Here is a 23729-nt window from a genome sequence, read left to right on the forward strand (position 1 = left end):
CGAGCCGCGCCCGGCCCGACAAGAGTTAGTGTTGCAGAACAAGAACGCCAACCCCCGACGTGGCGGCTGTTCTGTAACAATTGCGGCAAGACTGCTCACGTTTGCTCGTCAATGGTCACAGCGGCGTTAACGGGTCTTCGCCGTCGAAGGGAATTGCTTATTGTCTCTGCAGACAGCCACTCTGGCCCTGCAACCCGTCAAGACACGAGGACATGAAACATGAACAGATTTGCTCTGACCTTTGCTGCTGCAATGGCGTTGGCCGTGCCCGCCTTTGCCGGCCCGCAATATGTCGATGGGACCGGCTTCGCCGTGTCCGGATATGATGTGGTGGCCTACCGTGGGCTTGCTCAATCACCGATCGGACAGTCGCAGCCCGAGGGCGTGCGCGGACGGTCGGACATCACTGCGGAATACAACGGGGCGACCTGGGCTTTTGCGAGCGAAGAAAACCGCGCGAAGTTCCTTGAAAACCCCGCGCTCTATGCGCCGCAATATGATGGGCATTGCGCCTATGGCGTGTCAAAGGGCGGCAAGGTTCCCGGCAACCCCAACCTTTGGCGGATCGTTGACGACAAGCTGTATTTGAACATCACCGATGTCGTGGTCGGTTTTTGGGAAGAAGACGTCCCGGGCAACATCAACCTGGCTGAGGGGAACTGGCCGGGGCTCGAAGGCAATGACGCCTCGACCAACGTGATCCCGAAATTCACGTCCGAAGGCCCGATCGCGAACTGACGTGACGCGCGTTGCAGGCCCGGCAGACCCGCCGGGCCTTTTTCAATTTTGGGTCTTCAACAAGCCTGCCAGAACTGTTCCCGAGTGGCCTGATCCGCCTCGAACCGGATCTTGACGCTGCGCGCGCCGGGAAACTTGCGTTCTCGAATGGTGTCGGGAACAACGACCTCGCCCGCTCCGCCATTCTTGGCCTGGAAGGACAGTATTTCGGTTTCGACCGTCCGAAAGCCGGCCAGAACGGATGTCGGCAGGGCAACGCGGTTTTCACCTTCGCAAACCGGCGTCGCAACGAAATAGGTCAGGTCGCGGCCATAGCATCCGATCGCCTCTGGTACATGGTCCGAATTGCGCGTCGATAGCGGGCAATCTTCCGCGCTGGTCTCGCCAAAGGATAGGGCGCGACTTGGATCGAGCAGCTTCAGGCAGGCGGAAATATCCTTCTCGTCCAGCTCGATGATACGCTTTCTGAGTTTCGGTCGTCGCGGTTGGGCCGGCCCGGCGCCTTTTCCTGCCAACCCGTTTTTGCGCAGATAGTCATAGGCCGACTTCGCCTGCGCAAACTGATTGCAGTCGCCGCCTGTATGGTCGGGATGTGCATGAAAGGCGATGTCACGCCACGCATTCCGGATGTCCGATGCGGTGGCGGTCTGATCGAGGCCCAAGACGTGCAGTGCTTCTACGCGAGCCTGAATTTTCTCGACTGGCTCCATACCAAAATCACTCGATAAAACAACTGGCTCCTATTGTCCGGAGCCTTGAGTTTCTGTCAAATTATCCTGTGAATTGGTGGGCTTGGCGAGGACAGTGCGCCGTTGCAGGGGGAATTGTTCGCACCTTGCAGCGGGCCGCAGGGGGCAATCCCCCTTTGGCCTGTGCAAATGCAAGGAACAGTCAGGCGACGTTTTGCAGATCGGCTTTGGGCGTGATCCCAAGGGCAAAACACACATCGCGGGTCAGTTCGGGGCGGTTCAGCGTATAAAAATGCAGCTTGTCCACGCCTTCATCGATCAGGTCCGAACACAGTTCGGTGCACAGCGCGGTGGCCAACAGGTCGTGCCGGTTGTCACGGATCGCTTTGTCAAAGGCCTGATCGACCCAGTCCGGCACCTGGGCGCCACAGCGTTTGGCAAATTTCTTCGCACCGGCCCAGTTCTCGATTGGCAGGATGCCCGGCACGATCGGCTTGTCGATCCCGGCCTTGGCGCAGGCATCGCGAAAGCGCAAAAAGGTTTCGGCCTCGAAGAAGAATTGCGTCAAAGCCTCGTCTGCGCCGGCGTCCAGCTTGGCTTTCAACCAGTCAATGTCAGCCTGTGCATGTGGCGCTTCGGGGTGAATGTCGGGATAGGCACCGACGCGGATGGTGAAACTGCCCGTTTCCGCCAGTGCTGCGATCAATTCGACCGAGTGGGCGAACCCATCGGGATGCGGGACGAACCGTTCCTGCCCCTTGGGTGGGTCGCCGCGCAACGCAACGATGTCAGTGACGCCGGCCGCGGCAAAGCTGTCGGCTATGGCCAAGGTCTCGCCGCGTGAGGCGTCGACACATGTAAGATGGGCCGCGACTTTCAATCCCGAGGATTTGTGCAACGTCGCCACCGCGTCGCGGGTCAATTCACGGGTGGTGCCCCCCGCTCCATATGTGACCGAGACAAAACGGGGTGCCAGTGGCGCCAGTGTCTGAACCGTATCCCACAGGCGAAACGACGCTTCGAGCGTCTGAGGCGGAAAGAATTCGAAGGAAATCTCGGGCTGGGTCATGGCAGTCTCGCAGGTTGTGTTGCGGCTCTTGTGCCATGGAGTTCTTTGTGAGACAAACTCATATTATTCAAGAACAACATGAACGACGCGAAAGATGCATATCGAATTTCGACACCTGCGCACGATCAAAGCCATCCATGAATGTGGTGGGTTGGCCCGTGCGGCGGATCAACTGAACATCACGCAGTCTGCGCTCAGCCATCAGATCAAAGGGCTGGAGGATCAGGCCGGCGTCGAGCTGTTCCTGCGCCGGTCGAAACCGATGAAACTGTCGGCCGCTGGGCTGCGCCTTCTGCGTCTGGCCGAGCAGATTCTGCCGCAGGTCGAAGCGATGCAGGAGGAGTTTTCCTCGCTGCGCGATGGGCGCACGGGACGGATGCACATCGCGATCGAGTGCCACGCCTGTTTCGAGTGGCTGTTCCCGGTGCTCGAGGCCTTCCGCAAGTCGTGGCCGGATGTCGATGTCGATATCCGGCCAGGTCTGGCCTTTGACGCGCTGCCCGCGCTGCAGAAGGAAGAGGTCGATCTGGTCGTCTCCTCGGACCCCGAAAATCTGCCGGGGGTCGAGTTCATCGAGTTGTTCGACTACAATCCTGTTTTTGTCGCCGCCTCGACCCACCCTCTGGCCCGGAAAGCGTATATCGAGGCCGAGGATTTTCGCGGTCAAACGCTGATCACCTATCCGGTCGAACGCACGAGGCTTGATATCTTCAGCCAGCTTCTCATCCCGGCCCGCGTTGAGCCTGCTGCGATCCGGCAAGTTGAGTTGACCGCCGTGATCCTGCTGCTTGTGGCGTCAAACCGTGGAATATCCGTTCTGCCCGACTGGGTGGTGCGGGAGGTCAAGTACAACTCGGACTATGTGACCCGCCCGCTGACCAAGGATGGCATCACGCGTCGGCTGTATGCCGCGGTGCGTACCGAGGACATGGAAAAACCCTTTGTGCAGGAATTGGTCAAGCTGGCCAGCCTAGAGGCGCGCAAGCTGCAGCAGCAATAAGGTTTTGGCCACGCGGGAAACGGCATGCTGCTATGCGCATCATTCCTCTTGGCAAGGGGGCGTTGCGCCAGTATACGCGCGGTTTGACCGGACAGGAGCCTCGGAACTATGGTTGGCAGTGCAAATCTCAACATCATGATCAAGGCCGCGCGCAAAGCGGGCCGATCGCTGGTAAAAGACTTTCGCGAAGTCGAGAACCTGCAGGTGTCGATGAAGGGCGCGGGCGATTTCGTCTCGAAGGCCGACATTGCAGCCGAGAACATTCTGAAAGAAGAACTGCTGGGCGCGCGACCCACCTACGGTTGGCTGGCTGAAGAAGGTGGTGTGATCGAGGGCGAAGACCCGACCCGGCGTTGGATCGTTGATCCTTTGGACGGGACGACCAATTTCCTGCACGGCCTGCCACATTGGGCGGTTTCGATCGCACTTGAACACAAGGGCAAGATCGTCGCGGGCGTCATCTACGATCCCGCGAAGGACGAAATGTTCTTTGCCGAAAAGGGCGAGGGTGCCTGGATGAACGACATGCGTATCCGCGTGTCGAGCCGCAGCCGGATGATCGAATCGATCTTCTCGACCGGTTTGCCGTTTGGTGGCCGCTCGGACCTGCCGGCCACGTTGCAGGACCTGGCCCGTCTGATGCCCGCCTGCGCGGGTGTGCGCCGCTGGGGTGCAGCTGCGCTGGATATGGCCTATGTTGCCGCTGGCCGCTACGAAGGCTTCTGGGAGCGTCGCCTGAATGCCTGGGATCTGGCCGCCGGCATCATCATCGTGAAAGAAGCGGGTGGGTTCGTTCAACCGTTGAACCCCGAAAGCAGCATTCTGTCTGACGGGGAAGTGATCTGCGCCAACGAACCGATTTTCGACCAGTTCGCCAAGGTGATCCGCGGCTGACTCGTCAATACGGCGGCCGGAAACGACCAGAACCAATTTCTAAGTTCGCGCGGCCGAATTGGCCGCGCGTTTTGTTTCAAAGGCGTACAGTACCCGCCAAACCTGCCTCGGAAGCCAGCCGCGCAGCCACGGACGCCACGGCCAGGTCCTGCAACCCGACCCCGGTCCCATCGAACAGGGTGATCTGGTCAATCTCTGTTCGGCCGGGATGATCGCCATTGATGACTGCTCCAATCGGCGTGATGGCGTCAGGATCCAGCGCGCCCGAAGCCACGGCGTGTTGCGCCTCACCTATGGTGACGGACTGGGCAACCTCGTCGGTGAAGACCTGAGCGGAAGCAACCAGTTCGGGGTCGACTTCCATCTTGCCCTTCGTGTCGGTGCCCATGCAGGCCAGATGCGTTCCGGGCTTGATCCAATCGCGCATCAACAACGGTTCGAACGCCGATGTGATCGTGATGATGACGTCGGCCTGTGCCCCCAGTTCCCGCTGCGAGACGGATTCGAAATCCAGTCCGATGTCCTGCGCGACGGCGGCCAGTTTCGGAAGCATTTCGGGATGGGGATTCCATGCCACCACCTTTTCGAAGTCGCGTTGCTCGGCGGCGGCGCGCAACTGAAAGACCGATTGATGGCCCGCGCCGACCATGCCAAGCACCTTGGCGTCCGTACGGGCCAGGTGCGCGATCGACACTGCCGAGGACGCAGCCGTGCGGATAGCCGTAAGATAGTTTCCACCGACCAACGCGGAAGGCTGTCCGGTATCGGGATCGAACAGGATGACGGTGGATTGGTGGTTGGTCAGTCCGCGATTGGTGTTTCCCGGCCAATAGCCACCAGATTTGACACCCAGAACCAAGCCTTCGGCGTCAAAGCCGGATTTGAACCCATATACGGCGCCGGCATGACCCAGCCCTTCGCGGATGACGGGGAAGTTGCGCGCTCCGCCGCGTGCCATCGCTGAGAACACGTCTTGGATTGCGTCAAACGCCAGCTTGCGGTTGACCAGCTGCTTGCATAGGTCTTCGCCAACGATCTGTATCAGATTGGTTTCAGCGTTCATCTCGTCCCTCATGATCAAAACGCCTTGCCGCGAGCAGAGACCGGCCACAGGGTCTCGACCCTTCCGTTGCGCACGCCGACATACCAGTCGTGCACGTTGCAGGTCGGATCGCAGTGCCCGGGGACCAAACGCAACTTGTCGTTCACCCGCAACACGCCATTGGGGTCGCCGATCACACCGTGTTCGTCCGAACATTTCAGGTATTCGACATCATCGCGGCCAAAGATCACCGGCAAACCGCTGTCGATCGACTGTGCCTTGAGCCCTGCGTCACAGATCGCCTTGTCCGGTTTGGCGTGGCTCATGACGCTGGTGAGTATGAACAAGGCGTTTTCCCATTCGCCCCGATCGATCCTTTGGCCATTTTGGTCCAGAATCCGCCCATAGTCGGCATCCATGAACGCGTAGGACCCACACTGCAATTCGTTGTAAACGCCCGAATTGCTTTCGAAATAATATGATCCCGTCCCGCCGCCCGAGACCAGTTCGCACTCAATCCCGTCCGCCTTCAACCCGTCGACGGCGTTCCGCACCATGGCGATTGCTTCATCCAGTTTTTCCTTTCGCGCGTCATAGCTGTCGAGATGTTGCATCGCGCCCTGATAGGCTTGGAGGCCGGTGAACTTCAGGTTCGGTGCCGCCTCGACAGCGCGGGCAATGGCTACGACATCAGTCGTACTGGTCACCCCACAGCGCCCCGCGCCGCAGTCGATCTCGACCAGGATCTCCAGCTGCGTTCCGTGGGTCTGCGCCGCAGAGGACAGCTCGGGCACATTCTCAATGTCGTCAACGCAGACCAGCGTTCGCGCGCCCAGCTTCGGCAGCCGAGCCAAGCGGTCAATTTTGGCCGGATCGCGCACCTGGTTGGACACAAGGATATCCTTGATCCCGCCACGCGCAAAAACCTCGGCCTCCGAGACCTTCTGACAGCACACGCCAACTGCCCCGCCCAGTTTTTCCTGCAGGCGCGCGACGTCCACAGACTTGTGCATCTTGCCATGCACCCGATGGCGCATGCCGTGCGCTTTGGCGTAGTCGCCCATCTTGCGGATGTTCCGCTCCAGCGCGTCGAGGTCCAGTATCAGGCAAGGAGTCTGGATATCGCTTTCATCCATGCCGATTGCTGCGGGGATGTCGAAGCCGACGTCCAATTGATCGATGTTCACGGGTCTGTTCATCCTTCTCCTCCTTGCCCGGCCAGCCAGGGCAGCTTGTCCAAATCCACATTGCCGCCGGTCAGGATCACGCCGACGCGTTTGCCTCGAAAAACCTCGGGGTTGTTGAGAATGGTTGCCAACGGAACGGCCGAAGATGGCTCAATCACCAGTCGCAGGTGTTTCCAGGCCAGTTTCATGGCCGCCACGATTTCGTCTTCGGAGGCCGTGAAGATGTCGGCAACGTTCCGCGACACGAAGTGCCAGGTGTTTTCCTTGAGCGGAACCAGAAGGCCATCGGCCACCGTCTTGGGTGCGTCGTCGGCGATGATCCGACCGGCTTTGAAAGATCGGTATGCGTCATCAGCCTGCTGAGGTTCCGCGGCATAGATCGCGGTGTCAGGGGCCAGATTTGATACTGTCAGGCACGTGCCCGACACCATACCGCCGCCGCCGATCGGAGCGATAACGGCATCAAGCCCACCTGTTTGTTCCAGCATCTCGGCCGAGCATGTGGCCTGTCCTGCAATGACACGCGGATCGTTGTAGGGGTGCACGAATTCGCCACCCGTTTTGGCCTGCACCTCGGCAAAGGTCGCTTCGCGCGATGATGTCGAAGGCTCACATTCGTTGATCGTGCCGCCAAAACTGCGGACCGCGTCTTTTTTGGCCTGAGGTGCGGTGCGCGGCATGACGACGTTGCAGGGAATACCGCGCCGACCGGCCGCATATGACAGGGACAGTGCATGATTCCCGCTGGAGTGGGTGCAGACGCCGTTGCCGGCGATCTCGTCGGGCAATCCAAATACCGCATTGCAGGCGCCGCGGACCTTGAAGGCTCCGGCCTCCTGCAGGTTCTCGCACTTGAAAAAGAGCCGTGCGCCGGTTTGTGCGTTCAGATACTCCGACGACAGGACGGGTGTACGCCGGATATGTGGTTTGATCCGTTCATGCGCTGCGCGCATGTCGTCGATCGTCAGATCTGCAGCCGAAAGCGTGTCCAACATACCGATCTCCTCAAGCCGCAGCGCGCGAGCGGTTGGTGCCGTTTGCACGGAAGTATTCCTGCGCTGCCGCCACGCCGCTGCCCAGTTGTATCGGGTAGTTCAGATCGGCCATCGCCATCTCGATCGTGGCGAGGCCGGACAGAACCATGACGTCCGTCAGGCTGCCCAGGTGACCGATGCGAAACGCCTTGCCGTTCAATTGGCCCAGGCCGATCCCGAAGGACACTCCATAGGTGTCATAGGTATGGTTAGTCAGGACATTGCTGTCGAACCCATCGGGCACATAGACTGCGCTGACAGTGTCCGAGTAGAGGTCCGGCGATTGAGCGACCAGGCTCAATCCCCACGCGTCGACGGCCCGACGCACGCCTTCAGCCAGACGGAAGTGACGGGCGTAGACGTTGTCCAGGCCTTCGTCAAACAGAATGGACAGGCTTTCCTGCAGTCCGCAGATCAGTTGCAGCGGCGGCGTGTAAGGAAACCCGCCCGAGGCATTGGCGTCCAACATGTCCCGAAAGTCGAAATAGGTGCGGGGCAGCCGCGCACCATCCATCGCTGCCAGCGCTTTGGGGCTGACGCACAGGATTGCCATTCCAGCGGCCAGCATGAACCCCTTTTGCGACCCCGAAACCGCAATATCGACGCCCCAGCCATCGAATTCGAACGGCATCGAGGCCAGCGAACTGACGCAATCGACCATCAGCAGGGCAGGGTGCGCCGAGGCATCCATCGCCGATCGGACCGACAGGATATCCGAGCGCACGCCGGTGGCCGTTTCATTATGCGTCACCAGAACCGCCCGGATGTCGTGGTTCCGGTCGTCGGCGAGGATCGACTGAAACCGTTCGGCAGGTGCTCCGCTGCCCCAATGGCAATCGATGACTTGCACATCCAGCCCATGCCGTTGGCAAAGGTCGATCCAGCGATGGCTGAATACGCCATGGCGGGCCACAAGAACCTTGTCGCCCGGGCTCAGTGTGTTGCTGATCGCAGCTTCCCACCCACCTGTGCCGCTGGATGGAAAGGTCACAATCTGACCCGTGGTCGACCGGAAGACCTGCTTGAGGCCCTCGAGTACCGGAGCAAAGGCCTGAACGAAATCCGGCGCGCGGTGGTCAATGGTCTGGACCTGCATCGCGCGCAGGAGGCGATCCGGGATATTCGTCGGGCCGGGAATAAAGACCGGGTTTTGGTTTGACATCATCATGTCCTCCGCTTTGCCCCAAGTCTGTCTCCCTGTCGGAGTTGATGCAATTTTCTTGAAAAATATTTTCATTATTTGGATTAAATGCGTAACCTGCCATAAACGCAGGATATTCACTTTCTCATTTCGCTGAGTGTTTGTGATCAGCTGAGAAAGCCAGACGGCCTTTCGGCCAAAATCAGGGAGAATCGCCATGTCAGCCCAGAAGCGCCCGCGCGGCCGGCCCAAGTCGTTGTTCAAGGAAAGCTCGGCCGGAACCATGCAGGCGTTGGACCGTGCGCTGGGGGTTCTGACCACAGTCGCACGGCTTGAACGCACCGCGCTCAGCGACCTCGCGCGTGAGATCGACGTGCCTACTGCAACCACGCATCGCATCCTGACGACCTTGCAAAAGCATGGGTTCGTCAGCTTCAGCGAAGAACGTCAGGAATGGATGATCGGAGTCGAAGCCTATCGCACAGGCGCTTCGTTTCTGCGGCACAACAGCGTTGTCGAGATCGGCCGGTCAGTTCTTCGGCGCCTGATGCAGGACAGCGGAGAAACGGCGAACCTTGCAGTTCCCGACGGGTCGGAAGTGGTGTTTGTCGGGCAAGTCGAGACATCGAACCCGATCCGGGCGTTCTTTCCGCCGGGCGCTCGTACGCCGATGTATGCCTCGGGTACGGGCAAAGCGATCCTGGCGGCCATGACCGAGGCATCCCGGGCCAAGGTGTTGGCCGACACCCAGCTTGTGCCATATACGCCCAATACTTGCGCCACACTGGATACCTTGCGCGAGGATCTGACCGAAACGCGGCTGCGCGGATGGTCTTATGATCGAGAGGAGCGCCACTCGGGCATGTCCTGCATCGGAGCCGCAATCTTCAACGACAAGCAGGAGCCTTGTGCCGGAATCTCTGTCTCTGGGCCGACCGCGCGATTCAATCCGGACCGGGCACCCGAGCTTGCCGCCCACGTCGTTCAGGCTGCGCAAGAGATCACGCGGCTGAGCGGTGGTCAAACTCCGGATCAGTCAGATCGATCAGAGGGGTGATTGACCCCGTCATTCCAGGGAATCGGCCCGTGGGTTCTGGGGTTTGCGCCCTCGATGCAGCCAAGGTTGACGCCGCACTCTGCCGGATCCGAGCGTCTTTGGTGATAAACGTATATCCCGCAGGTCTTGCAGAAATAGTGTTTCGCCGTATGCGTTCCCCATGTGTAGAGGCTCAGGTTCTCGGCGCCTTCAAGAATGCGCAGGCTCTCGGTTATGGCGGTCACGGCGGCGGCCCCGCGGCGGATGCAGAAGGAACAGTCGCATCGGGCAGCCGTGGACAGGCCACCGGGGAACTCGGCCTCGATCTTCACGGCGCCGCAATGGCAGGTGGCGGTCATTTGGCTCATCGGCGCGGCACTCTTGGTATGCGGGACTGGCTGAGCTTGTAGCGGTGTTCGGGATGCGGCGGGTGGCCGTGGGTGCGGCCCCAATAAGCTGGTCCGCCTCGTTTCAGCCACAGTGGGATGCACAGGATCAATCCGATAACGAAACCGCCCGTATGCGCCCAATAGGCCACACCGCCTGCGTCAGGGTTGCTGGACACGCTGCCAAGGAACTGCATGCCCAGCCAGACGCCCAGCATCACGAAGGCCGGGATGGTGAAGACCCGGAAGTAGATGATCAGAATCAGCAGGATATCGACGCGCGCCTTTGGGAACATCAGCAGGTACCCACCCATCACTGCGGCAATTGCGCCGGACGCGCCGATGGTGGGTACCAGCGACCCGGGAGCCGTAACGATATGGACCAGCCCGGCGCCGATACCCGCGACCATGTAGAACAGCAGGAAGGGCAGGTGGCCCATCTCGTCTTCCATGTTGTCGCCGAAGATCCACAGGAACAGCATGTTGCCGATCAGATGCATCCAGCCGCCATGCAGGAACATCGACGTCACCAACGTCTCGAGCGCCACGCCGTCGCTGATGCGGGCGGGGATGATCGCATAGTCGAAATAGAACCGGTTGATCAGCCGGGCATCGTCCATGATTCCGACATAGCTGAGGAAAACCAGGACATTCGCCGCGATCAGCGCATAGACGACATAGGGTGTGCGGCCCGAAGGGTTGTGGTCTCGAATTGGAAACATGGGGGGACGCTGGGCTTTTCCCGGCCCAGCGTCAAGTCAGCTTATGCCGCACCGCCGAGAAGTGCGGCGTTCCCTCCGGCGGCCGTGGTGTCGACGCAGACATGGCGCTCGGCCATCACCCGCGACCGGTCGGGCAAGCCGGGGATCAGCGGCAGGATGGGGCCGCCTCGCCGAGCCAGATGACGCTCGATCTGACGCGCGGTGTCCGCATCGCCCCACCACAGAACCCCCGATATTCCCGGCAGGTTCTCAAGCCGGTGCAGGTCAAGCGCGCCCTCGGTCTGAATCGCGGTGCCGCCAAGCGCGAGAATGGCGTCTGCCTGTGCCTTGGACGCCTCGGGGCCGGGGCCCAGGCACAGGAACGGCGCGCGGGGAAACTCGGTCAGCCGGTTCGATTCGCCGGTCGGTCCGGGCATCGAACGGGTCGTCGGCGCGGCAGGCTGCCCGATCGGCGCCGGCAGGTCGGCTGGGGCGGACCATTCCGCGGCCACGACCTGTCGGTCCGGGGCGCAAAAACGAGCCAGATAGTTCGGGCCACCCGCCTTGGGGCCGGTGCCGGACAGGCCTTCACCGCCGAAGGGCTGCGAGCCGACGATCGCGCCGATCTGGTTACGGTTCACGTAAATATTACCGGCGTGGATCGCCTCGGTCACGTGCTGCACCCGGTCGTCGATGCGGGTGTGCAGGCCGAAGGTCAGGCCATAGCCGGTGGCGTTGATGTCGGCAATCACCTGGTCGATCTCGTGTGACTTGAACCGGGCAACGTGCAGGACCGGGCCGAAGATCTCGCGTTCCAGTGCATTGATGCCGGGGACCTCGATCAGCGTGGGCGCGACGAAGATCCCCTGGGGCGGCAGCGCCAGTTCCTTCAACACACGACCCTCGGTGCGGGCCTTGGCGACGTGGTCTGCGATGCCCTGACGGGCCTGTTCGTCGATCACCGGGCCGCAATCAGTCGAGAGCAGCCACGGGTCGCCCACCGACAGGGCGTCCATCGCGCCCTTGAGCATGGTCAGCACGTCATCGGCGATATCATCCTGCAGATACAAACAGCGCAGGGCCGAGCACCGCTGGCCCGCCGACTGGAAGGCGCTTTCGATGATCGATTGCACGGCTTGTTCGGGCAGGGCGGTGCTGTCCACGATCATCGCGTTCAGCCCGCCGGTTTCGGCGATCAGCGGTGTTCCGGGCTGCATGTGCTCGGCCATTGCAGCGCGGATTTTCAACGCCGTCGCGGTCGAGCCGGTGAAGGCCACGCCGGAAACCCGCGGGTCCGAGGTCAGCGCGGCGCCCACCGATGGCCCGCCCGGCAGCAATTGCAGCGCGTCGCGCGGTACTCCGGCCTGGTGCAGCAGCTGCACGGCGCGGTGGGCGATCAACGGAGTCTGCGGCGCGGGCTTGGCCAGAACCGCATTGCCCACGGCAAGCGCAGCCGAGATCTGCCCCGTGAAGATCGCCAGAGGGAAGTTCCACGGGCTGATGCAGGTGAAGGTCCCGGCAGGGTCTGCGTCGGGGATGTTGGCGGCGTAGTAGCGCAGGAAGTCCACCGCCTCGCGCAGTTCGGCCACCGCGTCGGGCAGTGATTTGCCGGCCTCACGCGCCAGAAGGGCGAAGAGCTCGCCATAATGCTCCTCGTAGAGGTCGGCGGCGGCATTCAGGACGCGGCCGCGCTCGGCCGCTGAGGCCTGCCACGGAGCAGCTGCGGCCAGCGCCAGCTCCACATCCGCGGCGCTGGCCGGGGCGACCGCGCCTGGCCGGTCCTCGGGCAGGGCGGGGTTGATGACAGGTTCCTCGGCCTCGGGCGCCGCGTCACCGGCCAGAAGGGGCTGTGCGAACCAGTGATGCGCGCGAAAGGCGTCGCGAGCGGCATCGATCCGGTCCAATGTCGGTGTGTGATGCAGGTCGAACCCTAGCGAGTTTGGTCTTTCAGGTTGAAACAGTTCGGGGCCGGTTGGGATGTGGTGTGCTGGTTTCCGCACGGCCTCGAACGGATCGGCGGCCACCACTTCGGGGGCCACGTTTTCGTCCACGATCTGGTTGACGAACGAGCTGTTGGCGCCGTTTTCCAGCAGCCGCCGCACCAGGTAGGCCAGCAGGTCGCGATGCGCGCCAACCGGCGCGTAGATGCGGCAGCGGGTATTGCGTTGGGCCTTGACGATCTGGTGCAGGGTCTCGCCCATGCCGTGCAGGCGCTGGAACTCGAAGGGCTGGCCCTCAGCCATATGCAGGATCGCGCTGACCGTGTGGGCGTTGTGGGTCGCGAACTGAGGATAGATCCGGTCGGTCATGCCCAAGAGCTTGCGGGCATTGGCGATGTAAGAGATGTCGGTTGCCGCCTTGTTGGTGAAGACCGGGAAGCCGTCGACGCCCTCGACCTGCGCGCGCTTGATCTCGGTGTCCCAGTAGGCGCCTTTGACCAGACGCACCATCAGCTTGCGGTCATACCGCTCGGCCATCTCATAAAGCGTGTCCAGCACCAGCCCGGCACGCGGCCCATAGGCCTGTACCACCACGCCGAACCCATCCCATCCGGCCAGCGCTGGCTCGGACAGAACCGCCTCGATCACCTGCAGCGACAGCGACAGGCGGTCAGCCTCTTCGGCGTCGACGTTCAGGCCCATTCCGGCGGCCTTGGCCAGCAGCGCCAGCGCCCGCAGGCGCGGCACCAGTTCGTGCATCACGCGCTGTTCCTGGGCTACTTCGTAGCGCGGATGCAGCGCCGAAAGTTTAACCGAGATGCCGGGGTTGGCGCGGATGTCGTCCTGCGTGCAGGCATCGGCAATCGCCGCGATGGCACGGGAATATGAAAGGTGATAGCGCGCGGCGTCTGCCTCGGTGCGCGCGGCCTCGCCCAGCATGTCGTAGGAATAGGTGTAGCCCTTGGCCTCCATCCCGGCGGCGCGTTTCATGGCGGACTGGATCGTTTCACCCAGAACGAACTGACGGCCCATTTCCTTCATCGCGCGCCCGACGGCGGTGCGGATGACCGGCTCGCCTAGCCGCTTGATGGCGCCGCGCAGAGCGCTGACCGGCGAGGCCTTGCCCTCGTCCAGCACCTTGCCCGTCAGCATAAGCGCCCAGGTCGAGGCATTGACCAGCGACGACGACGAGTGGCCGAGGTGCTTGCCCCAATCCGAGGGCGCGATCTTGTCTTCGATCAGCGCGTCGATCGTGTCGGCGTCGGGCACGCGCAACAGCGCCTCGGCCAGGCACATCAGGGCGATGCCTTCATCGGTGGACAGGCCGTATTCGGCCAGGAACACCTCCATCAGCCCCGGCGCGGTGCTGGAGCGGATGTCACGCACCAGTTGCGCGGCCGCCTCGCAGATGGCGGTGCGGTCCGCTTGGGTCAGGGCGGCCTGATCGGTCAGGGATTTCAGCAACGCGGTCTGGTCCGCGTAGGTCATGGAGTCGATGGTGTGGCGCAGGCTGTGAGTCATGTGTCCTCCGGTCTTTCACGCAGTATAGTTGCGATTTTGCGGGACATCGGACCGAAAATGAAGTATCCAGCGCCCGATGTCCTGAATTTTGGATCAAACGCCATGCGAAACGACTTTCCGGGGTTGGACCGGTTCGACCGCGCGATTCTGTCCATCGTGGCCGAGGACGGGCGGATCTCGGTCGCTGATCTGGCCCGGCGGATCGGGCTGTCGAAATCGCCGACACAGGCGCGGCTGAAACGGCTCGAGTCCGAGGGGATCATCACCGGCTACCGGGCCATGCTGGACCCGATCCGCCTGGGGCTGGACCATGTGGCTTTTGTCGAGGTGCGCCTGACCGACACGCGGGAAAAGGCGCTGGCTGAATTCAACGCGGCTGTCCGCAAAGTGCCCGAGATCGAACAGGCGCATATGATCGCGTCGAATTTCGACTATCTGCTGAAGGTACGGACCGGGTCGATGACGGAATATCGCGCGGTTCTGGCCGAAAAGATCTCGTCGCTGCCGCATGTGGCCAGCACCTCGACCTTCGTGGCGATGGAGGCGGTGAAAGAGACGGGGCTGGCCGATGCCATTGATGGCGCGGGTTGACGAAAGGGCGATCCGCGTCACCATTGAACTATGAGACACCTAGTTCTTTCCGCAGTTCTGAGCGCGGGCGTTGCGATCCCGGCAATTGCTGAGACCTGTCCGCCTGCGCCCGATCACGCCGCCCGGCTGGGTGAACTAATCGGTCAGATCCAGCAGGCCGAAACCGAGATGGCAGCGCGCGAGATCTCGAACCAGATGTGGGAGTTGTGGGCCGACGCACCTGACGAGGCCGCGCAGACCGTATTGGATCAGGGCATGTCCAGACGAAACGCCTGGGATCTGTTGGGGGCGCTGCAGGATTTCGACCGTTTGATTGCGTACTGCCCCGAGTATGCCGAGGGCTACAACCAGCGCGCCTTCGTGAATTTCCTGCGCCAGGATTTTGACTCGGCCCTGACCGATCTGGACCGTGCTCTGGAACTGTCGCCGAACCATATCGCAGCGATGAGCGGTCGGGCGCTGACCCTAATGGGTCTGCAGAGAATGGAAGAAGCCCGCGTTGCTCTGGCAGAGGCGCTGGAACTGAACCCTTGGCTGCCCGAGCGTCACCTTGCGGCCGATGGTGGGCCTTTGGCGATGCCCGGCCAAGATCTCTGAACGGCGCTGCCACCCCCGACGCTTCGCCGGGGGTGATCGCTGAGGTAAGACGGTTCAGCCGACCAGTCCGTTGTCCTTGCGTTTGATCGCGATGATCGAGGAACGCGGCGTGCCCCCATCTGGCCAGGATCCACCGGGGTGCTGGATGCCTACGAACATGGTCCGGCGGTCGGCCGACCATGTCAGGCCGGTCACCTCGCTGCCGTTCGGGCCGGTCATGAAGCGAACGATTTCACCCGTGATTGGGTCGCCGGCCAGCATCTGGTTGTTGCCATGGCCTGCAAAATCGCCTTCGTTGTCGTCGTTCCCATCGGTCTGGATCCAGACCACGCCGGTGCTGTCGATCATCATCCCGTCGGGCGAGTTGAACAGGTTGCCTTCGTTTACGTTCTCGGACCCGGCATACGCATCGGAATGCACTGTCGGATTGCCGGCCATGACGTACAGATCCCACTGAAACTCGGTTTCTGCATGATCCTGGTTGGCAGGCCGCCAGCGAACAATCTGCCCGTATTTGTTGGCCTCCCGAGGGTTGGGACCATTGACCGAAGTATCATCGCCACCCGCATTGGGTTTGACGCCACGGTTCTTGTTGTTGGTCAAGCAGCAATAAGCCTCGGCAAGAACCGGGCTGGTTGCAACCCATTCCGGTCGGTCCATCGTGGTTCCACCGGCCTCAGATGCAGCGATGCGGGCAAAGATCAGAATCTCGGCCTCGTCCATGCCAGTGGTTTCCGGCGTCAGCGGCACCCATTCACCGGACATATCGTCGTTGAACTTGGCCACATACAGCGTGCCGTCATCCAGCAGACCTTCGGTATCCCCGCCGGGGGTGTAGACGCCGTTCGAGACGAATTTGTACAGGTATTCGCCCCGCTCATCATCGCCCATATAGACGACAATGCGACCATCCTTGGCCAGCTCGACCGCGGCGTTTTCATGTTTGAACCGCCCAAGTCCGGTATGTTTGACCGGGGTGCTGTTGGGATCGGTCGGGTCGATTTCGACCACCCAGCCGACGCGATGTGGTTCGTTCGGGTTCTTCGAAGTGTCAAACCGTGGATCGAACAACTCGTATCCGTTCCAGCTTTCGGCCTTGATGCCGTATCGCTTGAAGCCATCCGCGACCTTTGGAGTATAAGTCGCGCTTTCATTGCTGGAGCCGAAGTAGCCGTTGAAGTTCTCTTCGCAGGTCAGGTAGGTTCCCCAAGGCGTCTTGCCCGACCCGCAATTGTTCATGGTGCCCAGCGACGTTGTGCCGGTCGGATCGGCCTCGGTCTTCAGCAGGTCGTGGCCAGCTGCCGGCCCCACGATCTTCATGGGGGTGTTGTGGTGAATGCGGCGATTGAAAGGGCTGTCCTTGACCACGGTCCAGCCATCCGGGGTTTCGGCAATTTCCATCACCGTCACACCCTGCAGGTTCTGCAACTTTCGAACGTCATCCGCGTTTGCGGGCACACCTTCCTGCGCTGCGGGCAGGTTGATTTTGCGGTTGGGATACTCGTGATTGATGGCAATCAACTGGTGCCCTTGGAACGAGAAGGTTTCCATACCATCAGTGTTTTCGCCAAATACCTTGTCCGAGTTCTCGACCGGTCCACCATCGGTGATGTCATACCCGTCAGCCTCGGAGAACAGCGGATCGCCCCAGCGCATGAGGACCTTCCATTCATACCCCTCGGGCACATGCACGGTGCCATCGGTCTGGGCCGCAATCGGGGTGAAGGCAAAACGAGAAGCGGTCTGTGCGTGGGCTGAGGTCGACCCCAGCAGACCGCTGCCCATGGCCGCAGCACCCGACCCGAAGGCCAACACTCCGCCCAGAAAGCCGCGTCGCGACAGGGCGCTTTCGACGACGCGGTCAAAGTCGTTTTCGTCGGGGCGGGGGAAATGCAGTTCGTCCCAGTCGTCGGCGGAAAGGGTGGCTGGATCAACGTCTTTCATTGGATGATTCCTCGCTGTCGGAATGAATTTGTGAAACGGATTTAGGAACTGATTGTTACAGGTACTTAACAACCCCATTAACCGTTTGGGGCGGTACACACGCTAGGCAGGTTTTCGCGAACGGCAAGCACTGCAATCGTATGCTGCGCCAGTGCGCGACCCCAAAACAAGTGCAATTCAGAGCGATGGGCGGTTGGCCGCGCAGTCTGCAATGGTTGACCGCAAGCAGGCAGTCGCAAAAGCGATGCGTAGGTGGATTTCGGTTCTTGACGACGGCCCGGGCATGGACTACTCAGCCCTTCACCAAGCGGGTATAGCTTAATGGTAAAGCCCCTGCCTTCCAAGCAGGCTATGTCGGTTCGATTCCGTCTACCCGCTCCAAACTCTCCGGAATAAGTTGCGTCAAAAAGCCCTTGTCGGGGTGCTATTGCGCGCAGTCTCCTTGACCCGGCGCGCCTGCGCCGCCAAGAAGCCGTATCGCGAGTCCCAGAAGGTAAAAAGGGTCAGGCATGGCAAGAACACGCTCCGCCAACCAAGCAAACGTGCAGGCGCCCGGTGCTCATGAAGATCGACCCGGATCCCGGAAGCTGGGCGTGCTGGCCTCTTTGTGGCCGTTCATGAAGCCTTATCGACTGCTGATGCTTGGGGCGACGCTGGCGCTGGTTCTGACGGCCAGCATGACCCTGACCTTGCCTTTGGCCGTGCGGCGCGTGGTCGACAACTTCCGCATCGAAGACGGTGAACTGCTCGATTGGTATTTCCTGGCGGCGCTGGGCATCGCGGCGGTTCTGGCGGTGGGAACGGGTATCCGGTACATGCTGGTGACCCGGTTGGGTGAACGTGTGGTGGCTGACATCCGCAAAGCCGTGTTTGACCGCGTCATCGGCATGAGCCCTGCGTTCTACGAACGCATCATGACCGGTGAGGTCCTGAGCCGTATCACCACGGACACCACGCTGATCCAATCCGTTCTGGGGTCGTCGGTGTCGATCGCATTGCGGAATTTCCTGATGTTCATCGGCGGGCTTGTGCTGATGTTGCTGACCTCGGCAAAGCTGACCGGGCTGGTTCTGCTGCTGATCCCGGTGGTGGTGGTGCCGATCCTGGTTCTCGGGCGTCGGCTGAGGGTCATCAGCCGCGAAAACCAGGATTGGATCGCCGCCTCGTCGGGCAATGCGGGCGAGGCGCTGGGCGCCGTTCAGACCGTACAGGCGTTCACCCATGAGGACGCCAGCCGCCGCCAGTTCGGTGACATGACCGAGACCTCGTACCATGTGTCCCTGCGCCGTATCCAGACGCGGGCGGTTCTGACGGTGATCGTGATCTTTCTGGTTTTCTCGGGGATCGTCGGAGTTTTGTGGATGGGGGCGAACGATGTGCGCAATGGCGTGATGACCGAGGGCGTGCTGATCCAGTTCGTGATCTATTCGATCATCATGGCCGGGTCCGTGGCCGCGCTTTCCGAAATCTGGAGCGAGTTGCAACGCGCCGCAGGCGCCACCGAGCGGCTGGTCGAGTTGCTGAACGCCGAGGATACCGTCAACGACCCGGCACAGCCCAAGGCGCTGCCGCAGCCGGTCAAGGGGCAGATAACCTTTGACAACGTGACCTTCCGCTACCCGGCCCGGCCTGACGTTTTGGCGCTGGACGACCTGTCGCTGACCGTGCACCCGGGCGAGACCGTGGCCTTCGTCGGCCCCTCGGGCGCGGGCAAGACGACCGTGATCCAGTTGATCCAGCGGTTCTACGACCCCGAGGCCGGTCAGGTCAGCCTAGACGGGATCGATCTGGGCGACATGCGCCGCTCGGATTTCCGGCAGCACATGGCGCTGGTTCCGCAGGATCCGGTGATCTTTGCGGCCTCGGCGCGCGAAAACATCCGGTTCGGACGGCTGGACGCCTCGGATGCCGAGGTCGAGGCCGCGGCCCGTGCCGCCGCGGCGCATGACTTCATCTCGGCCCTGCCCGAAGGCTATGACAGTTTCGTCGGCGAACGCGGCGTGATGCTGTCGGGCGGTCAGAAACAGCGCATCGCCATCGCGCGGGCGATTTTGCGCGACGCTCCGGTTCTGCTGCTGGACGAGGCGACCTCGGCGCTGGACGCCGAGAGCGAGCGCGCCGTACAGGCCGCTGTCGACCAGATGCGCGCCGGGCGCACCACCCTGATCGTGGCGCACCGTCTGGCCACCGTGAAAAAGGCCGATCGCATCGTGGTGATGGAGAACGGCCGGATCGTGGCGCAGGGCACCCATGACGATCTGGTGGCGCAAGATGGGCTTTATGCGCGTCTGGCGCGTCTCCAGTTCACCGATGGTGTGGCCGCCGAGTGAAGTGACGCGCGGGCATTTCGCGAACCGCCGTAGCGTCATTCTACTTTTTCCCCTTGCCCGAGGGTAAGCCCTCGCTTGCGCAGGGCTGCATTTGCTTACATCTTGGACGCAAGACAGCCTGCAAAAATGCAGGGTAAAAAAGGGGAGGAACCACATGGCCTTTGTGGGCAAGGAAGACAAACTGAGAATGGAGCAGGAAATGCCGTGGGAGGACCGCGACGTCCCCGTCACGCTCCATCAACTGCTCTCGCGGACGGCCGCCAAGTTCCCGGATCGCAACGCGATCAGTTTCCAGATCCTGTCCGGCCCCAAGGACAAGGCCGAAACCCTGACATGGTCGCAACTGCTGACCAAGACGAACCAGGCGGCCAACCTGTTCCGCTCTTTGGGGGTCAAGGAAAACGACGTGGTGGCCTATGTGCTGCCCAACTGCAACGAGACGCTGGTCACCATGATGGGCGGCGCGGTGGCCGGGATCGTGAACCCGATCAACCCGCTGCTCGAGCCAGAGCAGATCGCGTCGATCCTGCGTGAGACCAAGGCCAAGGTCGTGGTCACGCTGAAGCCATTCCCGAAAACGGACGTCGCGCAGAAGGTCGCCGAGGCCGTGCGCCACGCGCCGGGTGTCAACACCGTGTTGGAGATTGACCTGAACCGGTACCTGACGCCGCCGAAATCGTGGATCGTGCCTTTGGTCCGGCCCAAGATGGCCGACAAAGAGCATCTGGCCCACGCCGATTATCTGGATTTCAACAAGGAACTGGCGAAGCAACCCACCACGCTGACCTTCGAGGACAGCAAAGAGGACCGGGTTGCCTGCTATTTCCATACCGGCGGCACCACAGGTATGCCCAAGGTCGCGCAGCACAAATATTCCGGCATGATCTACAATGGGTGGCTGGGCCACACGCTGCTGTTCTCGGAAGAGGACGTGATCATGTGCCCGCTGCCGATGTTCCACGTCTTTGCCTGCCATGTGATCGTGATGGCGGCGGTGTCGTCGGGCGCCCATGTGGTGTTCCCGACCCCCGCCGGTTATCGCGGCGACGGCGTGTTCGACAACTTCTGGAAGCTGATCGAACGTTGGAAAGTTTCGTTCATCATCACCGTGCCCACGGCGATCTCGGCCAAGATGCAGCGTCCGGTGGATGCCGACATCTCGACCGTCAAGACGGCCTTCTCGGGTTCGGCTCCGCTGCCGGTCGAACTGTTCCGCCGGTTCGAGAAAGCGACCGGTGTGACCATCGTCGAAGGTTATGGCCTGACCGAGGCCACCTGCCTGGTGTCCTGCAACCCGGTGGATGGCGAGAAGAAAATTGGCTCGATCGGGATTCCGTTCCCGTACACCGACGTCAAGATCCTGCGCGACAGTCCCGACGGCCCCAAGGAATGCGCGGTGGACGAAGTGGGCGAGATCTGCGTGTCGAACCCGGGTGTCTATGCCGGGAACACCTATACCGAGGAAGACAAGAACGTCGATCTCTACTATTTCGACAAGTACCTGCGCACCGGCGACCTGGGTCGGTTCGATGCGGACGGGTATCTGTGGATCACGGGCCGTGCCAAGGACTTGATCATCCGCGGCGGTCACAATATCGACCCGGCCGAGATCGAAGAGGCCTTGCTGGGTCATGACGCGGTGGCCTTTGCCGGCGCTATCGGCCAGCCCGACGCCCATGCGGGCGAGGTGCCCTGTGCCTTTGTCGAACTGGTCGAAGGCGCCAGCGTGACCGAGGAAGAACTTCTGGAATACTGCAAGGTGCACGTGCACGAACGCGCCGCGCATCCCAAGCACATGACCATCTTGCCCGAACTGCCGAAGACGGCGGTGGGCAAAGTATTCAAGCCAGAACTGCGCAAACAGGCGATCACTCGGGTCTACAACCAGGCGTTGGAAACCGCCGGCGTTGCGGCGCGGGTCGTGTCGGTCATCGACGACAAAAAGCGCGGCCTTGTCGCGCAGCTTGACGCGAACGGCTCATCCGAAGACGATGTGAACCAAGTGCTGGGCAACTTCACCCGGCCGTGGGAGTGGGCCGACTGATCCGGAGGGGCAATGGACTATGAACGTCTGATCGACGAGGAGACCTGGGCGTTCATCCGGCGCACCGCCGAAAGCTATCCCGAAGACGCGGTGGATCGGTCCATCGAGGACCAGCGCCGCGTCTATGACGACATGTGCCGCGCGTTTCGGCAGCCGCGTCCACCGGGCGTCGAAACGCGGGACAGCTCGGCCGATGGGGTCGGGGTGCGCGTCTATTCCTGCGGAGATCCCACCCGAACCGTCGTCTACATGCATGGCGGCGGTTTCGTCGTCGGCGGGCTGGACAGCCACGATGACGTCTGCGCCGAACTGTGCGCCCAAACTGGCTATCGGGTGGTGGCGGTCGACTACCGCCTGTGTCCTGAACATGTTCATCCGGCGCAGTTCCAGGATTGCTGGACCGCGGTGAACTGGGTGGAATCCGAATTCGGCGATCCGCTGGTTCTGGCCGGGGACAGCGCGGGCGGAAACCTGGCCGCAGCCGTCGCCCATCACGCGCGCGGGCGCATCGGGAGCATCCTGGGGCAGGTTCTGATCTATCCCGGTTTGGGCGGCGACCCGAACCAGGGATCGTACATCGAACACGCCCACGCCCCGATGCTGACGCGCGACGAGGTCCTGTTCTATGAAAAGGTCCGCTGCGGCGGCGACGTCCCGGAACATGACCCAACATTCGCACCCCTGCACGATACCGACTTTTCCGGGCTGCCGCCGACGGTAGTCGTGACCGCCGACTGCGATCCCCTGCGTGATGACGGAGCCGCGTACTGCGCCAAAATCACCGCCGCCGGCGGGCAGGCGCATTGGATCAACGAGGCCGGACTCGTGCATGGCTACCTGCGCGCCCGCCATTCGGTGACCCGCGCCGCCGACAGCTTCGAACGGATCTCGATCGCGGTCGAGGCGCTGGGGCAGGGGTTGTGGAACTACGACTGACCGCGCTCAGCGCAGGAACGGCCTGGCCTTCATCGTCTCGGCCACCGGTGCGCCCATGCGGGTCAGGATCGTGGGCGCCAACTGTAATTGGTCAATGACCGTTTCCGCATCGGGACCCTCGGCATCGCCGAAGTAGTACAGCGCCGTTTCCTGCTGCAGCGCGCTGCGCCCGCCGTGGTGGCCGCGCTCGTCCTGGCCGTGATCGGCGGTCACGATCACCTCGTATCCCAACTGCCGCCAGCGGGGGATGAAAGGGGCCAGCATCTCGTCCATGACGAAGCAGGCGTGATCCATCTCTTCACAGTCGTGGTAGAAGCGGTGGCCCATGCTGTCGAGCGTACAGGTATGGAGAATGCCGTAATCCAGCCCGAACCGCAGGCACAGGTTGGTCAGGGTCGCGAACAGGTCGACATCCGACGGCGTCATCTGGTTGGCCTTGCCATAGCCCGTCATCGAGTGGAAGCGGCCGTGGTTGATGGTGGCGCTGTCCGGTTCGTCATATTCGATGTCGCGCACATAGTCGAAAGGGTGGCGGTTGAAGAACTGCGACCAGAAGCTGTGGGTGACGGCACCGGTCACGCCGCCGGCCTCGCGCACCTGGCTGAAAATGTCTTTGTGGTCCAGACGGAATACGTTGCCGTTTCCGGTGCAGCCATGCTCCTGCGGTGTAACGCCAGTGTGGATCGAGGCATAGCAACTGGCCGAGATCGACGGCAACACCGAACGCAGCTTCCAAACCCGCGCCTCGCCGCTGTCGACCCAGCCCTCGAGGTTGCCGAATAGCCGGCGGAAATTGCGCCAGGGAACCCCGTCGAGAATGATGAGCAGAAGCTTGCGGTCCATTGCATGGCTCTCGTATTGGATGACTTATTTGGCCCACCCTAGGAGATTCGGTCAGCCAAGGCTGCC

At 61.8% G+C, this 23729-nt stretch carries 20 protein-coding genes and 1 tRNA gene; 10 read left to right on the forward strand and 11 right to left on the reverse strand.

Annotated elements, in window-relative coordinates:
- Positions 1-219: 219 nt before the first annotated feature.
- A complete protein-coding gene (locus tag ACR3EK_RS03485) occupies positions 220-738 on the forward strand; it encodes a YHS domain-containing (seleno)protein (protein ID WP_480632686.1) in 519 nt (172 codons plus the stop codon).
- A gap of 56 nt (positions 739-794) precedes the next feature.
- On the opposite strand, the gene ACR3EK_RS03490 is transcribed toward ACR3EK_RS03485, so the two are convergent.
- Both ACR3EK_RS03490 and metF read right to left on the reverse strand, forming a co-directional pair.
- Positions 795-1448, reverse strand: coding sequence for a J domain-containing protein (locus ACR3EK_RS03490; RefSeq protein ID WP_170365522.1), 654 nt, complete (start codon positions 1446-1448; stop codon positions 795-797).
- Positions 1449-1629: 181 nt separating this feature from the next.
- Positions 1630-2496 carry a methylenetetrahydrofolate reductase [NAD(P)H] gene (metF, locus tag ACR3EK_RS03495; protein ID WP_170436534.1) on the reverse strand — a complete coding sequence of 289 codons (867 nt, stop codon included), beginning with the start codon at positions 2494-2496 and terminating at the stop codon, positions 1630-1632.
- 94 nt (positions 2497-2590) lie between these two features.
- On the opposite strand from metF, the gene ACR3EK_RS03500 reads away from it, so the two are divergent.
- Together ACR3EK_RS03500 and ACR3EK_RS03505 are read left to right on the forward strand one after the other, a co-directional pair.
- On the forward strand, positions 2591-3496 hold the full coding sequence (locus ACR3EK_RS03500; protein ID WP_480632687.1) for a LysR family transcriptional regulator: 906 nt from the start codon (positions 2591-2593) through the stop codon (positions 3494-3496).
- Positions 3497-3604: 108 nt separating this feature from the next.
- Positions 3605-4390, forward strand: a complete 786-nt coding sequence (locus ACR3EK_RS03505) for an inositol monophosphatase family protein (protein ID WP_170404728.1) — start codon at positions 3605-3607, stop codon at positions 4388-4390.
- Positions 4391-4466: 76 nt separating this feature from the next.
- Here the strand turns inward: ACR3EK_RS03505 and bhcD are convergent, their stop codons facing one another.
- From bhcD to bhcA, 4 genes are read right to left on the reverse strand one after another with little or no spacing between them, the layout of a single operon-like run.
- Positions 4467-5453, reverse strand: coding sequence for an iminosuccinate reductase BhcD (gene bhcD / locus ACR3EK_RS03510; RefSeq protein ID WP_480632688.1), 987 nt, complete (start codon positions 5451-5453; stop codon positions 4467-4469).
- Positions 5454-5467: 14 nt separating this feature from the next.
- Positions 5468-6631 (reverse strand): 3-hydroxy-D-aspartate aldolase BhcC, encoded by a 1164-nt coding sequence (gene bhcC, locus ACR3EK_RS03515; RefSeq protein WP_480632689.1) that lies wholly within the window; start codon positions 6629-6631, stop codon positions 5468-5470.
- Positions 6628-7614 (reverse strand): beta-hydroxyaspartate dehydratase BhcB, encoded by a 987-nt coding sequence (gene bhcB / locus ACR3EK_RS03520; RefSeq protein WP_480632690.1) that lies wholly within the window; start codon positions 7612-7614, stop codon positions 6628-6630. The genes bhcC and bhcB overlap by 4 nt, the downstream gene beginning before the upstream one ends.
- 10 nt (positions 7615-7624) lie before the next feature.
- A complete protein-coding gene (gene bhcA / locus ACR3EK_RS03525; protein WP_480632691.1) occupies positions 7625-8815 on the reverse strand; it encodes an L-aspartate--glyoxylate aminotransferase BhcA in 1191 nt (396 codons plus the stop codon).
- Between the two features lie 196 nt (positions 8816-9011).
- Here bhcA and ACR3EK_RS03530 point away from each other — a divergent pair, with 196 nt between their 5' ends.
- Positions 9012-9851, forward strand: coding sequence for an IclR family transcriptional regulator (locus ACR3EK_RS03530; RefSeq protein ID WP_170357183.1), 840 nt, complete (start codon positions 9012-9014; stop codon positions 9849-9851).
- Here the strand turns inward: ACR3EK_RS03530 and ACR3EK_RS03535 are convergent.
- The 3 genes from ACR3EK_RS03535 to putA are packed head-to-tail and all read right to left on the reverse strand — an operon-like array spanning position 9827 to position 14378.
- On the reverse strand, positions 9827-10198 hold the full coding sequence (locus ACR3EK_RS03535) for a GFA family protein (RefSeq protein ID WP_170340688.1): 372 nt from the start codon (positions 10196-10198) through the stop codon (positions 9827-9829). The genes ACR3EK_RS03530 and ACR3EK_RS03535 overlap by 25 nt on opposite strands.
- Positions 10195-10938, reverse strand: coding sequence for a rhomboid family intramembrane serine protease (locus tag ACR3EK_RS03540; RefSeq protein ID WP_170357184.1), 744 nt, complete (start codon positions 10936-10938; stop codon positions 10195-10197). The genes ACR3EK_RS03535 and ACR3EK_RS03540 overlap by 4 nt, the downstream gene beginning before the upstream one ends.
- Positions 10939-10979: 41 nt before the next feature.
- On the reverse strand, positions 10980-14378 hold the full coding sequence (putA, locus tag ACR3EK_RS03545; protein WP_480632692.1) for a bifunctional proline dehydrogenase/L-glutamate gamma-semialdehyde dehydrogenase PutA: 3399 nt from the start codon (positions 14376-14378) through the stop codon (positions 10980-10982).
- Between the two features lie 102 nt (positions 14379-14480).
- Here putA and ACR3EK_RS03550 point away from each other — a divergent pair, with 102 nt between their 5' ends.
- Both ACR3EK_RS03550 and ACR3EK_RS03555 read left to right on the forward strand, forming a co-directional pair.
- Entirely contained in the window at positions 14481-14969 is a 489-nt protein-coding gene (locus ACR3EK_RS03550; RefSeq protein WP_170368032.1) for an Lrp/AsnC family transcriptional regulator, read from the forward strand.
- Between the two features lie 30 nt (positions 14970-14999).
- Positions 15000-15566 carry a tetratricopeptide repeat protein gene (locus ACR3EK_RS03555; protein WP_480632693.1) on the forward strand — a complete coding sequence of 189 codons (567 nt, stop codon included), beginning with the start codon at positions 15000-15002 and terminating at the stop codon, positions 15564-15566.
- Between the two features lie 54 nt (positions 15567-15620).
- On the opposite strand, the gene ACR3EK_RS03560 is transcribed toward ACR3EK_RS03555, so the two are convergent.
- Positions 15621-17510 carry a PhoX family protein gene (locus ACR3EK_RS03560; protein ID WP_480632694.1) on the reverse strand — a complete coding sequence of 630 codons (1890 nt, stop codon included), beginning with the start codon at positions 17508-17510 and terminating at the stop codon, positions 15621-15623.
- A gap of 307 nt (positions 17511-17817) precedes the next feature.
- Between ACR3EK_RS03560 and ACR3EK_RS03565 the strand changes: the two genes are divergently transcribed.
- The 4 genes from ACR3EK_RS03565 (at position 17818) to ACR3EK_RS03580 (ending at position 22820) form a co-directional block, all read left to right on the forward strand.
- A tRNA-Gly gene (locus tag ACR3EK_RS03565) sits at positions 17818-17891 on the forward strand.
- Between the two features lie 128 nt (positions 17892-18019).
- The gene (locus ACR3EK_RS03570; protein WP_480632695.1) at positions 18020-19840 is read left to right on the forward strand and encodes an ABC transporter transmembrane domain-containing protein; all 1821 of its coding nucleotides are present in this window, start codon (positions 18020-18022) and stop codon (positions 19838-19840) included.
- 154 nt (positions 19841-19994) lie between these two features.
- Positions 19995-21884: an acyl-CoA synthetase gene (locus ACR3EK_RS03575; protein ID WP_480632696.1), complete on the forward strand. Its 1890-nt coding sequence runs from the start codon at positions 19995-19997 to the stop codon at positions 21882-21884.
- Positions 21885-21896: 12 nt separating this feature from the next.
- A complete protein-coding gene (locus tag ACR3EK_RS03580; protein WP_480632697.1) occupies positions 21897-22820 on the forward strand; it encodes an alpha/beta hydrolase in 924 nt (307 codons plus the stop codon).
- A gap of 6 nt (positions 22821-22826) precedes the next feature.
- On the opposite strand, the gene ACR3EK_RS03585 is transcribed toward ACR3EK_RS03580, so the two are convergent.
- Positions 22827-23663 (reverse strand): alkaline phosphatase family protein, encoded by an 837-nt coding sequence (locus tag ACR3EK_RS03585; RefSeq protein ID WP_170405376.1) that lies wholly within the window; start codon positions 23661-23663, stop codon positions 22827-22829.
- Positions 23664-23729 lie beyond the last annotated feature (66 nt).

Source organism: Ruegeria sp. BC8 (assembly GCF_056535705.1).

Excerpts from the sequence above, each read along its gene's own strand:
- ACR3EK_RS03555 (WP_480632693.1), top strand. The coding sequence starts at position 15,000 with ATGAGACACCTAGTTCTTTCCGCAGTTCTGAGCGCGGGCGTTGCGATC.
- metF (WP_170436534.1), bottom strand. The coding sequence starts at position 2,496 with ATGACCCAGCCCGAGATTTCCTTCGAATTCTTTCCGCCTCAGACGCTC.
- putA (WP_480632692.1), bottom strand. The coding sequence starts at position 14,378 with ATGACTCACAGCCTGCGCCACACCATCGACTCCATGACCTACGCGGAC.
- bhcD (WP_480632688.1), bottom strand. The coding sequence starts at position 5,453 with ATGAACGCTGAAACCAATCTGATACAGATCGTTGGCGAAGACCTATGC.
- ACR3EK_RS03505 (WP_170404728.1), top strand. The coding sequence starts at position 3,605 with ATGGTTGGCAGTGCAAATCTCAACATCATGATCAAGGCCGCGCGCAAA.
- ACR3EK_RS03535 (WP_170340688.1), bottom strand. The coding sequence starts at position 10,198 with ATGAGCCAAATGACCGCCACCTGCCATTGCGGCGCCGTGAAGATCGAG.
- ACR3EK_RS03485 (WP_480632686.1), top strand. The coding sequence starts at position 220 with ATGAACAGATTTGCTCTGACCTTTGCTGCTGCAATGGCGTTGGCCGTG.
- ACR3EK_RS03550 (WP_170368032.1), top strand. The coding sequence starts at position 14,481 with ATGCGAAACGACTTTCCGGGGTTGGACCGGTTCGACCGCGCGATTCTG.
- ACR3EK_RS03570 (WP_480632695.1), top strand. The coding sequence starts at position 18,020 with ATGGCAAGAACACGCTCCGCCAACCAAGCAAACGTGCAGGCGCCCGGT.
- ACR3EK_RS03560 (WP_480632694.1), bottom strand. The coding sequence starts at position 17,510 with ATGAAAGACGTTGATCCAGCCACCCTTTCCGCCGACGACTGGGACGAA.
- ACR3EK_RS03580 (WP_480632697.1), top strand. The coding sequence starts at position 21,897 with ATGGACTATGAACGTCTGATCGACGAGGAGACCTGGGCGTTCATCCGG.
- bhcA (WP_480632691.1), bottom strand. The coding sequence starts at position 8,815 with ATGTCAAACCAAAACCCGGTCTTTATTCCCGGCCCGACGAATATCCCG.
- ACR3EK_RS03490 (WP_170365522.1), bottom strand. The coding sequence starts at position 1,448 with ATGGAGCCAGTCGAGAAAATTCAGGCTCGCGTAGAAGCACTGCACGTC.
- ACR3EK_RS03530 (WP_170357183.1), top strand. The coding sequence starts at position 9,012 with ATGTCAGCCCAGAAGCGCCCGCGCGGCCGGCCCAAGTCGTTGTTCAAG.
- bhcB (WP_480632690.1), bottom strand. The coding sequence starts at position 7,614 with ATGTTGGACACGCTTTCGGCTGCAGATCTGACGATCGACGACATGCGC.
- ACR3EK_RS03585 (WP_170405376.1), bottom strand. The coding sequence starts at position 23,663 with ATGGACCGCAAGCTTCTGCTCATCATTCTCGACGGGGTTCCCTGGCGC.
- ACR3EK_RS03500 (WP_480632687.1), top strand. The coding sequence starts at position 2,591 with ATGCATATCGAATTTCGACACCTGCGCACGATCAAAGCCATCCATGAA.
- ACR3EK_RS03540 (WP_170357184.1), bottom strand. The coding sequence starts at position 10,938 with ATGTTTCCAATTCGAGACCACAACCCTTCGGGCCGCACACCCTATGTC.
- bhcC (WP_480632689.1), bottom strand. The coding sequence starts at position 6,631 with ATGAACAGACCCGTGAACATCGATCAATTGGACGTCGGCTTCGACATC.
- ACR3EK_RS03575 (WP_480632696.1), top strand. The coding sequence starts at position 19,995 with ATGGCCTTTGTGGGCAAGGAAGACAAACTGAGAATGGAGCAGGAAATG.